Origin of the sequence: Pseudomonas sp. SWI36 (genome assembly GCF_002948105.1) — a bacterium.
Lineage (GTDB): Bacteria > Pseudomonadota > Gammaproteobacteria > Pseudomonadales > Pseudomonadaceae > Aquipseudomonas > Aquipseudomonas alloputida.
On the sequence record NZ_CP026675.1, the window covers coordinates 3092369 to 3105257 of the forward strand.

Below are 12889 nucleotides of genomic sequence, written 5' to 3' on the forward strand. Positions count from 1 at the left end.
GGCTGCAAAGCAGCCCCATGCACTCAGTTACCTTTCACGGCGTAATCTGGCCGCTTGTCATTGCCCGGAATGAACGGGCTCCATGGCTGCGCCCGCAGTGGCTGCTCGGTTTCCCACACCACGCTGAACTGCCCGTCATCCTGAATCTCGCCGATCATCACCGGCTTGTGCAGGTGGTGGTTGGTCTTGTCCATGGTCAGGGTGAAGCCCGACGGTGCTTCGAAGCTCTGCCCGGCCAGTGCTTCGCGGACCTTGTCGACGTCGGTGGACTTGGCTTTCTCCACCGCTTGTGCCCACATGTGGATGCCTACATAGGTGGCTTCCATGGGGTCGTTGGTCACGGCCTTGTCGGCACCCGGCAGGCCCTTGGCCTTGGCGTAGGCCTTCCAGTCGGCGACGAATTTCTGGTTGACCGGGTTATCCACCGATTCGAAGTAGTTCCATGCCGCCAGGTGGCCTACCAGCGGTTTGGTGTCGATGCCGCGCAGTTCCTCCTCGCCCACCGAGAAGGCCACCACCGGCACGTCGGTGGCCTTCAGGCCCTGGTTGGCCAGTTCCTTGTAGAAGGGCACGTTGGAGTCACCATTGACTGTGGAAATGACCGCGGTCTTGCCGCCGGCGGAGAACTTTTTGATGCTGGCGACAATGGTCTGGTAATCAGCGTGGCCAAACGGCGTGTACACCTCTTCGATGTCCTTGTCGGCCACGCCTTTGCTGTGCAGGAATGCGCGCAGGATCTTGTTGGTGGTGCGCGGGTAGACGTAGTCGGTGCCCAACAGGAAGAAGCGCTTGGCGCTGCCGCCGTCCTCGCTCATCAGGTATTCCACGGCCGGGATGGCTTGCTGGTTCGGGGCGGCGCCTGTGTAGAACACGTTCGGCGACATCTCTTCGCCCTCATACTGCACCGGGTAGAACAGCAGGCCGTTGAGTTCTTCGAACACCGGCAGAACAGACTTGCGCGACACGGATGTCCAGCAGCCGAACACCACGGCCACTTTGTCCTGGGTCAGCAGTTGACGGCTCTTTTCAGCGAACAGCGGCCAGTTGGACGCCGGGTCGACCACCACCGGTTCCAGCATCTTGCCGTTCACGCCACCCTTGGCGTTGATCTGCTCGATGGTCATCAGCGCCATGTCCTTGAGCGATGTCTCGGAAATGGCCATGGTCCCGGAAAGCGAATGCAGGATACCGACCTTGATGGTCTCGGCGGCCTGGATACTCCAGCTCAGGCCCATCGCCGCGATCGATGCGCTGAGGGTAAGGGCCTTGATCAGACTGCGACGCTTCATGTGCTCTCTCCGCTGAGTTTTTTATGGTGTTGGGCAAGCGGGGAGGGCGTTGCAAGGGCTGTGCCTAGTGGCGAAAGGTACGGTTTAGAGGGGTTGTGCGAGGTGTTGGGGCGTTGGTTGGATCCAGGTTGGTGCCTGATGGATTTGTGTGCACAGGATTGGGGCCGCGGTGCGGCCCATCGCGACACAAGGCTGTTCCCACAGCGGACGGCGTACACCGTTGCCTTCGTGGGAACAGCCCCCGAGGCGATCAGCCGTTATGCACAGCCGTGCGGGGATGGCGCCTGCTGCGTACGAGCTGGTAGGTCACCGCCAGCACGACAAACCAGATCGGCGTTACCACCAGCGCTGAACGCGTATCCGCCTCCAGGCTCAGCAACACCAGGATGAACGCAAAGAACGACAGGCACACGTAGCACATGAAGCGCCCGCCCGGCATCTTGTAGTTCGACGCCTGATGCAGCGCCGCGCGGTCTTTGCGGTACTTCAGGTATGACAGCAGGATCAGCGTCCACACGAACATGAACAGTACCGCCGACACGGTGGTGACCAAGGTGAATGCCTCGACCACGTTTGGCACCAGGTAGATCAGCACCGCACCGAGCAACAGGCAGGTACACGAGAAGTACAGGCCGTTGGCCGGCACCGAACGGCTGGACAGCTTCTCGAAGGCCTTGGGCGCGTCACCTTCCTGCGACAGGCCGTAGAGCATGCGGCTGGTGGAGAACACGCCGCTGTTGGCCGACGAAGCCGCCGAGGTCAGCACCACGAAGTTGATGATGCTGGCCGCCGCCGGCAGGCCTGCCAGCACGAACAACTCAACGAACGGGCTTTTGCCGGGCACCACATCGCGCCACGGGGTCACGGCCATGATCGCGATCAGCGCCAGCACATAGAACACGATGATACGGACCGGGATCGAGTTGATCGCCCGCGGCAGGGTGCGTTCCGGGTTCTTCGCTTCGGCGGCGGTGGTACCCACCAGCTCGATGCCGACGAAGGCGAACACGGCGATCTGGAAACCGGCGAAGAAGCCCATCAGGCCATTGGGAAACATGCCGCCGTCATTCCACAGGTTGGCCAGCTGGGCGGTGCGCCCGCTGGGCGAGGTGAAGCCGGTGATGACCATGTACAGGCCGGTAGCGACCAGGCCGAGGATGGCAACGATCTTGACCAGGGCGAACCAGAACTCCATTTCGCCGAACATTTTCACGGTGACCAGGTTCAGCGACAGCAGCAGCCCTACGCAGGTCAGCGCCGGTATCCACTGCGGCAGGTCGGGGAACCAGAACTGGGTGTAGGCGGCGATCGCGACCACGTCGGCAATGCCGGTGACCACCCAGCAGAACCAGTAGGTCCAGCCAGTAAAGTAGCCGGCCCAGGGGCCGAGCAGGTCGGCGGAAAAGTCGATGAACGATTTGTAGTTCAGGTTCGACAGCAGCAGTTCGCCCATGGCGCGCATGACGAAGAACAGCATGAAGCCGATAATCATGTAGACGAAGATGATCGATGGCCCGGCCAGGCTGATGGTCTTGCCTGAGCCCATGAACAGACCGGTACCGATCGCGCCGCCGATGGCGATCAGCTGGATGTGGCGGTTGGTCAGGTTGCGTTGCAGGTGCGGTTCATCTGTCGCTATGGGTGAGGTTTGCGTCATAGGCTGCAGTCTTCTTGTCAGAGGTAGCCGGCTAGGCTAACACGCGCGTTCCAGATCGGGGCGCGACAGATCGACTCTGCATTTTCGGCTCAGCATTTCGCCTGTACCGGCCTCTTCGCGGGTAAACCCGCTCCTACAAAGGAACACGGTCCCCTGTAGGAGCGGGTTTACCCGCGAAAAGGCCAGCACAGGCAACACAAGGCTCAAGCGCTGGCCAAGACCCGGCGGCGCCTCACCACCAAACTATCCACCCCCCACATCACCACCATCGACACCCCCACCAGCGGGAACATCACCCCCAGCACCAGCATCACGGCCACCGCCGCCTTCCAGCGTGGCAGGTCATGACGCAGAGGCGGTACGCCCAGGCCGCCTTCAGGCCGGCGCTTCCACCACATCACCAGCCCGCTCACCGACCCCAGCAGAATCATCAGGCACACCAGCAGGATGATGATCTGGTTCAGCGCCCCGAACATCTTGCCTTCGTGCAGCATCACGCCCAGCTCGGTGGCGCGGGCGACCGGGCTGTAGTCGTGCCAGCGCACATCGGCCAGAACCTTGCCGGTGTATTGGTCGACATGCAGGGTGGCGTCGTTGCGCGGGTTGTCGGCGAACACGGCAATGGTGAACACCCCGTCGGCAGTGGTGGGCAGGGTAATGCTGTAGCCCGGCTCGACCTGACGCGAAGTGGCAATGTCTTCGACCTGCTGCACGCTCACCTGGGGCGCTGCGGGCATGTCCGACATCATGTGGTGCCCGGCGTGCTCGGCGTGTGCACCGGACTGTGGCATCGGCGTGTTTTCCATGGCCCAGGGCACGGTCTGGCGGTGTGCGCTGTTCAACTCACGCGCCTGCTGGTCCGACTTGGGCACGTCGTTCCACATGGCTGCCGGGAAGCGGTTCCACAAATCAGCGTACTGCTTGCCCCACAAGCCGGTCCAGGTCATGCCGCTGACCAGCATCAACAACAGCAAGGCCGAACCCCAGAAACCGGTTACCGCGTGCAGGTCTCGCCAGAACAGCCGGCCGCGCGCCGACAGCCGCGGCCAAAGCACGCCAGCGCCACTGCGCCCGCGCGGCCACCACAGGTACAGGCCCGATACCACCAGCACGATGCCCCAGCCCGCTGCCAGTTCCACCAGCCGGTCACCGACCGTGCCGACCATCAGCTCGCCATGCAGGGCGCGGGCGATGGCCTGCAGGTTCTGCTTGCCGTCCTGTTCGCCGAGGACCTTGCCGCTGTATGGGTCGACGAACACGTTCAGTTCGCGCCCGCCGTCATGCACCACGAACTGCGCACTGCGCTCGGCGTTCAGTGGCGGCAAGTACTGGGCGATGTGGCCCTTTGGGTAGGCCTGGCGCACTTCAGCCAGCATCGTGTCTGCACCCTGCCGGTGCTGGCCGGCGTCGACCACCATCAGGTCGCGGTACAGCAGCGGGTCGAGCTGGGGCTTGAACAAGTAGATGATCCCGGTGATTGCCAACAGGATCATGAATGGGGCCACGAACAGCCCCGCATAAAAATGCCAACGCCAGGCCAGGTTATAGAAAGAGACGCGTGTTCCTCTCATGGGAACCTCCTTTTTGACCAGCTGAAGGGCGCAACCGAAGCTGCGCCCGTTGTTGTCAGAAGCTGAAGTCGACCTTGGTCCAGAAGGTCCTGCCTGGCTCGTTGACCGGTTGTGGATCTGTAGCCGGGTAGCCGAACCCGGCGTTCCCGGCCAGGTTCAAGTGCTCGGCGTAGGTTTTGTCGAACAGGTTGTCGACCCCTGCGCTGAGCTTGAGGTTGTTGTTCACCTTGTAGGCGCCGTTCAGGGAGAACACGCCGAAGCCGGCGCTCTTGTCGTAGTCCTTGCCGACGACGTTCCCTTGGTTTTCGGCAATGCGGTTCTGCGCCGCCACCAGCCGCCACAGTGCGCCGACGCTCCACACGTCGCGGCTGTAGGTCAGGCCCAGGCGGCTTTCCAGGGGAGGCATTTGAGGTAGCGCTTTGCCATCGCTGCTGTTCTTGCCCCAAGCGTAGGCAAGCGTGGCGTCGGCCTTCCAGTTTTCAGTCAGCTGGTAGGCGGCGCCCAGTTCGCCACCCATGATGCGGGCATCGATGTTCTGCGCCTGCGAGGTGCTCATGCCCATCATGCCAGTGCGATAGTCGAACAGGATGTAGTCGCGAATCTGCCCGACATAGCCCGAAGCCCAGGCCTCCAGGCGTTCAGTGCGGTACTGGATGCCGAAGTCGAGCTGGGTGGTTTTTTCTGGCTTGATGCCGTCGAAGGCATTGGCCGAGCCGGGTGGTGCCAGCTTGGGTGAGAACAGCTCCCAGTAGTCGGGGAAGCGCTGGGCATGGCCGAGGCCGATGTAGGTGGTGGCCGGGATGGCCGCCAGGTCGTGCTCGTAACGGATGAAGCCGCTTGGCAGGGTATCGGCGCGGGTGTCGCCTTCGGTGGCGCTGGTTTTGCGGAAGTCGCGCGCCGAGGCGCGGTCCAGACGGGCGCCGGTAATCAAGCGGTCCTCACCGCTGACGTACCAGGTCAGTTCGCTGAAGGCGCCGTAGTTGTGGAAGTCGGCGTCCTTGGTCCAGGCCTGGCCCTTATGTGCGTCCACACCCATACCGCCACGCTGTCGATGTTCATTGGTTTGCGCGTCGATGCCGCTGATCAGCTGCACGTCGGCCCAGCGCCAGGTGGCTTTGATGCGTGCACCCATGGTGCGGCGGTCGACGTTGCTGACCATCGGCATGCCCATCATTCCGCTACCCGACGGCGTGCGCAGGCTGTAGTTGTCCATCACATGGTCGGCGTAGTTGTAGTAGACCTGCGCCTCGACCTTGTCGAGCACCTCGCCGAGGTTGGACTTCTCAAAGCGCAGGCCCAGGCTTTCGCGCTTGAACTGCGAGCCGTCCATGCCGCGCCCGGCGTAGCGGGCTTCGCCATCACCCTTGCCGGCAGTCAGCTCCAGCAAGGTGTCCTGGTCGGGAGTCCAGCCGAGGGCGACATCGCCGTTCCACTTGTCCCAGCGCGACGGCACGGTGTCGTTGTTGCCGTCGTGGTAGTCATCCGAACGTGACTGGTTGCCGACGAAGCGGGCATAGCCCTGACTGTTGCCGGCCGCGGCATCCAGCACCTTGTCGAAGCGGCCGTTGGAGCCGGCCAGCAGGCTTGCGTTGACGCGGCTGCCGAGGGTGCCGAATTTCTCCGGTTCGCGCTCGAAGAGGATGGTGCCGGCCGAGCCGCCGGGCCCCCAGATGACGCTCTGCGGGCCTTTGATCACGGTCAGGCGGTCGTAGGTTTCTGGCGAGATATAGGACGTGGGCGCGTCCATGCGATTGGGGCATGCTCCAAGCATCAAGCCGCCGTTGGTGAGGATGTTCAGGCGCGAGCCGAACATGCCGCGCAATACCGGGTCGCCGTTGGTACCGCCAGCACGGATTGCCGAGAAGCCGGGGATGGTCTTCAGGTAGTCGGCGCCGTCGCTGGCCGGCACTGGCTGGCGCGGGTCTTTCGGGTTGGTGACCACAGTCAGCGGCGAACTCGGGGCCACGGCGGTGATCACCGTCGGGCTCAACTCGGGTGCGTCGTGCACATGGTCTTCATGGCCAGGGTCGGCGGCCAGGGCCATGGGCGCGAGCAGCGAGCCGCACAGGGCGGCGATGGTCCCACGCAGGGACAAGGCAAAAACAGGGGTGCAGCCTGACATAATGATTCCAGTCGATCAGTCATGAGTCAGCGCGAAGCCTCCTGGCTTCGTGCGCAAGATGTGGTTTCAGACGTTGATCGAAGAAGGCGGGGCGCGGCTGCGCGCACCAGGGAATACAGCCTGCCGGGCATGGCCCTGGTGCGTTGGCGCAAGCAGGTGGGTGGTGGGGACGATGCTGCCGGCGCTGAGCGGGCTGAGGGCCTGGGGCAGGGCCGGGCAGTTGAACAACAGGCTGCAGTAACCGCACTTTTCCCACATCACATGCAACTGGCCATCGCCGCCGTGGCCGTGATGGGCGTCGCCGCCATGCTGATGGGCAGCCGCCATCGGCATGTCCATCGGCATGTTCATGCCCGCGTGGTGGTCCATCGGCATCGACTGGGAAATCAGCGGGCCGATGAAGATCATCCACATGGCGAACAGGCTCAGCCATCCGCCACCGGCGCGCCTGAGGTCAGGGCGGGTGGTACGGCCGATGCTGTGGCGCGGCAGGCTCATGGCGCGTGCCTGTCAGCAGGTATCAGTGCGCGTGTTCGTGGGCTTGCGGCTGGTCCGCAGGCGCCTGCTTCTGCACGGCCACTTCGACGGTGATGTCGCCGGCCTTTTCGAAGTGCAGGGTCAACGGGAAGCGTTTGCCGTCGCTGAGCAGGCTGCGGTCCTTGGGCTGCATCAGCATCACGTGGTAGGCGCCAGGGGCGAAGGTCAGGTCCTTGCCGGCAGGCACTACCACGCTGGGCACCTGTTGCATCTTCATGGCGCCAGTGGCGCTCATGGCATGCTCGTGCAGTTGCGCGTCATCGCTGATGGGGCTGTCGACGCTGAGCAGGCGGTCATCAGCCTGGCCATTGTTGTGTACCACGAAATACGCGGCGACGTTAGGCGCGTTGGGTGGCAACTGCAGCGACCACGGGTGGGCAATGTGCAGGTCACCCACGCTGTATTCGTGGGCATTGGCAAAGGCGCCAGGCAGCAGCAGGGCGGCCATGACGAGGGCGTGCTTGAGCATGGTGAATCTCCGTTTCCGTTCTGGTTCAGGCAGACAGCATGATGAACTCAGGCTAGTGGAGAGGCACGAGGGTTTAGCCCAGGCCAGAGCTGGCGGGGCGTGGGTGTGTACTTGGCAGGTGGCGGCAGCAGCCCGCTGAGCAGTGTCGGCGGGTTGTGCAACTGTGGCGGGTAGCCGGGCAGGGCCAGCAGCGGCACAGCACCGGAGCAGCACCAGCAGTTCATCATGCCGACGCTGTCGTCACTTTGCGGGCCGAGGTCGATCTTGGCCAGGGCCTGAACGTCGACGTTGGCCTTGTTGGCCATGCTGGAACAGAAAGCCCCCCACAGCAGCTGCTCGGCCGTGCCCTTGGGCGCAGCAGAAGACAGCGGCATGGCCAGCAGGTTGAACAGCACTGCAAGGCAGGCTATCCAGGCAATGTGCCGACGTGGGGGCATGGAGAGATCCGGTCAGGAATCGTGGTGGCTATTGTACGGCGGAGTATAGGTAAAAATGCCGGGGTGCGGTGAAGTGACGCAGGGGCCGGGTATCGGGGCTGCGCAGCAGCCCCTGGCATGCTCAAACCTTGCCACGCCCCATCAAACCACGCACGGTCTCCTGCAGATCCGCGGGTAACACCACCACCTTGGCATTGCTGCTGCCCGCCAGGTTCTCCATCGCGCCCACATAGCGCTCGCCCAGCAGGTACATGGCCGGTACGGTCTCGTTGCCCACCGCTTCCTTCACCAGCGAAATCGCCCGCGCCGATGCCTCGGCCAGGCTGATCTGTGCCTCGGCATCCAGCCTGGCCGCCTGCAGGCGCGCCTCTGCTTCGAGGATCGCCGCCTGCTTGGCCCCTTCGGCGCGGGTAACGTCGGCCTTGCGCTCACGTTCGGCCGCGGCCTGGCGTTCCATGGCCAGTTGCATGTTTTCCGAAGGTTTGATGTCTTGAATCTCCACCGAGCGCACCGTCACGCCCCAGTCTTCGGTCTGCTCGGACATTGCATCGCGCAGGCGGGCCTTGATCTGCTCGCGGCTGGACAGCGCCTCGTCGAGGTCCATTGCACCGACGATGGCGCGCAGCGAGGTCATGGTCAGGCTGGTGACGGCGAACGAGAAGTCCTGCACGCCATACGAGGCTTTCTGCGGGTCGACTACCTTGGCGAAACACAGGGCGTTGGCGACGATTACCGCGTTGTCCTTGGTGATGATTTCCTGCTGCTGCACATCGAGGATGATGTCCTTGGTCGGCAGGCGGTAGGCGACCACGTCCATGTAGGGGATGACAATGTTCAGGCCCGGCTTGAGGGTGCTGTGGTAGCGACCCAGGCGTTCGACGATCCACTCCTCGCCCTGGGGCACGATGCGCACCCCCTTGAACACGGTGATCAGGACGAACAGGGCGATGGCGCCGACGACGATGAGGCTGGTCATGCTGCAAAATTCCTTTTAATGCGGATTCAGGCCCGGATAACGCGGGCGGTGTTCCCCTCGATGGCGGTCAGGCGTACCCGCTCGCCGGCGGCGATCTGGCTATCGGCGATGCAGGTCCATTCTTCGTTGCCGAGGATCGGCTTCTGGAAGCGTACGCGGCCTTTCTGGAACTCCGACACGGGAGCGGTCAGCAGGCCCACTTCGCCGATCACGCTGTCGGCGGTCCAGCGCACATCCGGCTGCTTGCGTCGGAACACTTTGAACCACAGCACGGTGGTGGCCGACGACAGCAGTACCCACAGCAGGACCTGCATGTCCAGTTGCAGGCTGGGTGCGGCGAGCGAGATAAGCGAGACCAGCACGGCGCCGATGCCGAACCAGAGTATGAAGAACGTTGGCAGGACCAGTTCAAGCAGGATCAGCGCGATGCCGAAGACCAGCCAGATCCACCATTGCATTTCCATATGGGTGAAACCTTCCGGGGGAGGGGCGTCGAGTTTAAGGCAGCAGATCGGCAACGGGCCACTGGGTTAGTTGGAAGAAAAGTCTGAAATCCTTGTAGGAGTGCCTTTGTGTTGCGAAAGGGCAGCGCTTAAAGGGCGAGCGCTGTGGCCAGATCCGTCAGTGAGTCGAATGCCCTGTCCACCTCCGGCAGCGTCGGACGTTTCAGGACAAGCACCGGCACGCCAAGCTCCCGCGCCACTTCCAGCTTCGGCTCGGTCGCCACACTGCCGCTGTTCTTGCTGATCAGCACATCGATGTGGCGGCGCTGGAACAACACTCGCTCATCCTCGATATGGAACGGCCCACGTGCGCCAATCACTTCACAGCGCTCGTTGCCAGGGCACGCCTCCAGCGCACGCAAGGTCCAGAACTGCTCCGGCGGAATCTCGTCCAGGTGCTGCAGCGGCTCGCGCCCCAGCGTGAACAGTGGCCTGCGGAACGGCTTCAGTGCTTCGATCAACCCTGCCCAATCCTCGACTTCACGCCAGTCGTCCCCCGCTTGCGCCTGCCAGGCGGGGCGACGCAAGGCCCAGCACGGGATGCCGGCGTTGCGTGCGGCGCTGGCGGCATTGCGGCTGATTTGCGCGGCATAGGGATGGGTGGCGTCGATCAGCAGGGTGATGCCCGCTTCGTGCAGGTAACGGGTCAGGCCCTCGACGCCGCCATAGCCGCCGACCCGTACCTGGCATTGCAAGCCCTGTGGCACGCGGCCGATACCGGCCAGGCTGTAGACATGTCGAGGCCCGAGCCGGCGGGCGATAGCCAGGGCTTCAGTGACACCCCCCAGCAACAGGATGCGCGCCGTCATTGCACACCCGCCTGGCCGACGATGCCGCCTTGGCGGTCGATGGCGAACACTTCCACGTGCACCTGCGCCGGCACGACGCTACGGGCGAAGGCCAGGGCGTGGGCACACACCGCGTCACCCAGGGCAATGCCAGCCGCATGAGCCAGGGCGAGCGCTTGCTGGCTGGTGTTGGCGCCGCTGATGGCAGCCTGCAACGCCTCGTCAGCGCCAATGTCTGCGGCCCAACCTGCCAGTTGCGGCAAGTCGATGCTGGAGTGACGGCTGTGCAGGTCCATGTGCCCGGCGGCCAGTTTGCTGATCTTGCCGAAGCCGCCGCACAGGGTCAGGCGCGGCACCGGTACCTTGCGCAGGTGCTTGAGCACCGCGCCGACGAAATCGCCCATTTCGATCAGGGCGATTTCCGGCAGACCGTAGACGCGGCGCATAGTGTCTTCGCTGGCATTGCCGGTGCACGCGGCTATGTGCGTGTAGCCATTGGTGTGGGCCACGTCGATGCCTTGATGAATCGAGGCAATGTAGGCCGCGCAAGAGAACGGCCGGACGATGCCGCTGGTGCCGAGGATCGACAGCCCGCCGAGGATGCCCAGACGCGGGTTCATGGTTTTCAGGGCCAGTTGCTCACCACCTTGCACATTGACCGTGACCTCGAAGCCGCCAAGGTAGCCGCACGCGTCGGCCAGGTGTTGCAGGTGTTCACTGATCATGCGCCGAGGCACCGGGTTGATGGCCGGTTCACCCACAGCCAGCACCAGCCCCGGCCGGGTCACCGTGCCCACGCCGCTGCCAGCGACAAAACCAATGCCAGGTTCCGCCAGCAGGCGCACCTGGCTATAGAGCAGGGCACCGTGGGTCACGTCCGGGTCGTCACCCGCATCCTTGAGGGTGCCGGCTTCGGCGCACTCGCCGATCAGGCGGCAGAATTCCAGGCGCATCTGCACGACCTTGCCTTTGGGCAAGGTGATGTCCACCGCATCATCACGCTGCCCGGTGAGCAGCAGCTTGGCCGCTGCCAGGCTGGTGGCGGTGGCGCAACTGCCAGTGGTAAGGCCGCTGCGCAGAGGCGCGGGCTGTTCGCGGGTTTCTTCACGCATCGGCGGGTTTCAGTACTTCCAGAAGGGTGATCGGCAGCGCCTGGCGCCAGGTGTCGAACGCACCCAAGGGCTGGGCATGAGCGACATGGATGCGGGTCAGCTCACCACCGTGCTGTTCGCGAAAATGTGCCAGGGCCAGTTCGCTTTGCAGGGTGACGGCGTTGGCCACCAAACGGCCGCCGGGGCGCAGGCTTGCCCAGCACAGGTCCAGTACACCTGCGCGGGTAACGCCGCCTCCGATGAAGACTGCATCCGGTTGTTCCAGGCCTTGCAGCGCCGCTGGCGCCTTGCCGCGAACCAGTTGCAGGCCAGGTACACCCAATGCATCGCGGTTATGCTCGATCAAACCCTGGCGGCCTTCGTCGGCCTCGATGGCTAGCGCGCGGCATGCCGGGTGGGCGCGCATCCATTCGATGCCGATCGAGCCGCAGCCCGCGCCCACATCCCACAACAGTTCGCCAGGCTGCGGTGCCAGGCGCGCCAGGGTGATGGCGCGGACATCACGCTTGGTCAACTGGCCATCGTGCCGGTATGCGGCGTCTGGCAGCCCGGCCAGCCGGTGCAGGCGGGGCGCATCGGGCGTAGCCAGGCATTCGATGGCGACCAGGTTGAGCGCCGCGATACCGGTGTGCGGCCAGTCCTGGGCGGTGCCGGCCAGTGCACGTTCGTCCACGCCCCCCAGGTGCTCGAACACCTGCAGGCGGCTAGGGCCGAAGCCGTGCTCGCGCAGTTGCGCGGCAATTGCCGCCGGGCTATCGCCATCGTTGCTCAGCACCAGCAGGCGCATGCCGCTGTACAAGTGGGCATTGAGCGCCACCAGGGGGCGGGCCACCAGCGACACCACCTGCAGGTCCTGCAGCGGCCAGCCCAGGCGGGCAGCGGCCAGGGCGCAGGAAGAGGGCAGCGACAGCACGCGCATTTCTGCAGCAGGCACCTGGCGTGCCAGGCTGGCGCCGACGCCGTAGAACATAGGGTCACCGCTGGCCAGCACGCACACCGGCTCGCCGCGAAGGGCCAGCACCGGGGCCAGCGAGAACGGGCTGGGCCAGGCCAGCTGTTCAGCGGTCACGCAACGTGGCAGCAAGGCCAGCTGGCGCGGGCTGCCGAAGACCCGGCCAGCGCCCAGCAGGGCGCGCCGGGCCTGTTTGCCCAGGCCGCTGAAGCCGTCTTCGCCGATGCCTACTACTGTCAGCCAGGGTGTCATGTATTTCGATCCGCCATTTTTGGGGCCGCTTCGCGCCCCTTCGCGGGCAAGCCCGCTCCTACAGATACAGGGCAGCCTGTGCAGCCTGCAGTGATCCTGTGGAAGCGGGCGAGCCCGCGAAGAAGGCGACGCGGTCCTGAAATTCTACTTAATCGCCGAGGATGCTCGACCACCGGCTTTTCATGCCGCCGGACAAAGCAGGCATAATACCGCGCCTTCTACAC

At 64.2% G+C, this 12889-nt stretch carries 12 protein-coding genes; all 12 read right to left on the reverse strand.

All coding sequences use genetic code 11. The features are described 5' to 3' along the window. Positions 1-23: 23 nt before the first annotated feature. The 12 genes from urtA to cbiE all read right to left on the reverse strand — a co-directional run bounded on the left by urtA (position 24) and on the right by cbiE (position 12665). Positions 24-1289: an urea ABC transporter substrate-binding protein gene (gene urtA, locus C4Q27_RS14760; protein WP_003249642.1), complete on the reverse strand. Its 1266-nt coding sequence runs from the start codon at positions 1287-1289 to the stop codon at positions 24-26. 250 nt (positions 1290-1539) lie between these two features. Further along, positions 1540-2946: a D-serine/D-alanine/glycine transporter gene (cycA, locus tag C4Q27_RS14765; protein WP_104886997.1), complete on the reverse strand. Its 1407-nt coding sequence runs from the start codon at positions 2944-2946 to the stop codon at positions 1540-1542. A gap of 203 nt (positions 2947-3149) precedes the next feature. After that, positions 3150-4517 carry a PepSY domain-containing protein gene (locus tag C4Q27_RS14770; RefSeq protein WP_104886998.1) on the reverse strand — a complete coding sequence of 456 codons (1368 nt, stop codon included), beginning with the start codon at positions 4515-4517 and terminating at the stop codon, positions 3150-3152. Positions 4518-4572: 55 nt separating this feature from the next. Then, the gene (locus C4Q27_RS14775; RefSeq protein ID WP_104886999.1) at positions 4573-6639 is read right to left on the reverse strand and encodes a TonB-dependent copper receptor; all 2067 of its coding nucleotides are present in this window, start codon (positions 6637-6639) and stop codon (positions 4573-4575) included. Positions 6640-6705: 66 nt separating this feature from the next. After that, positions 6706-7137: a DUF2946 domain-containing protein gene (locus C4Q27_RS14780; protein WP_014754592.1), complete on the reverse strand. Its 432-nt coding sequence runs from the start codon at positions 7135-7137 to the stop codon at positions 6706-6708. 22 nt (positions 7138-7159) lie between these two features. Further along, entirely contained in the window at positions 7160-7645 is a 486-nt protein-coding gene (locus tag C4Q27_RS14785) for a copper chaperone PCu(A)C (RefSeq protein ID WP_003249653.1), read from the reverse strand. A gap of 47 nt (positions 7646-7692) precedes the next feature. Then, the gene (locus tag C4Q27_RS14790) at positions 7693-8082 is read right to left on the reverse strand and encodes a DUF2946 domain-containing protein (RefSeq protein WP_010955443.1); all 390 of its coding nucleotides are present in this window, start codon (positions 8080-8082) and stop codon (positions 7693-7695) included. 121 nt (positions 8083-8203) lie between these two features. Continuing rightward, on the reverse strand, positions 8204-9058 hold the full coding sequence (locus C4Q27_RS14795) for an SPFH domain-containing protein (protein ID WP_104887000.1): 855 nt from the start codon (positions 9056-9058) through the stop codon (positions 8204-8206). A 26-nt stretch (positions 9059-9084) separates the two neighbouring features. Then, the gene (locus C4Q27_RS14800; RefSeq protein WP_003249659.1) at positions 9085-9522 is read right to left on the reverse strand and encodes an NfeD family protein; all 438 of its coding nucleotides are present in this window, start codon (positions 9520-9522) and stop codon (positions 9085-9087) included. Between the two features lie 128 nt (positions 9523-9650). Then, a complete protein-coding gene (locus C4Q27_RS14805; protein WP_104887001.1) occupies positions 9651-10370 on the reverse strand; it encodes a cobalt-precorrin-6A reductase in 720 nt (239 codons plus the stop codon). Beyond that, positions 10367-11461, reverse strand: coding sequence for a cobalt-precorrin-5B (C(1))-methyltransferase (locus tag C4Q27_RS14810; RefSeq protein ID WP_003249663.1), 1095 nt, complete (start codon positions 11459-11461; stop codon positions 10367-10369). The genes C4Q27_RS14805 and C4Q27_RS14810 overlap by 4 nt, the downstream gene beginning before the upstream one ends. Next, a complete protein-coding gene (cbiE, locus tag C4Q27_RS14815) occupies positions 11454-12665 on the reverse strand; it encodes a precorrin-6y C5,15-methyltransferase (decarboxylating) subunit CbiE (protein ID WP_104887002.1) in 1212 nt (403 codons plus the stop codon). The genes C4Q27_RS14810 and cbiE overlap by 8 nt, the downstream gene beginning before the upstream one ends. Positions 12666-12889 lie beyond the last annotated feature (224 nt).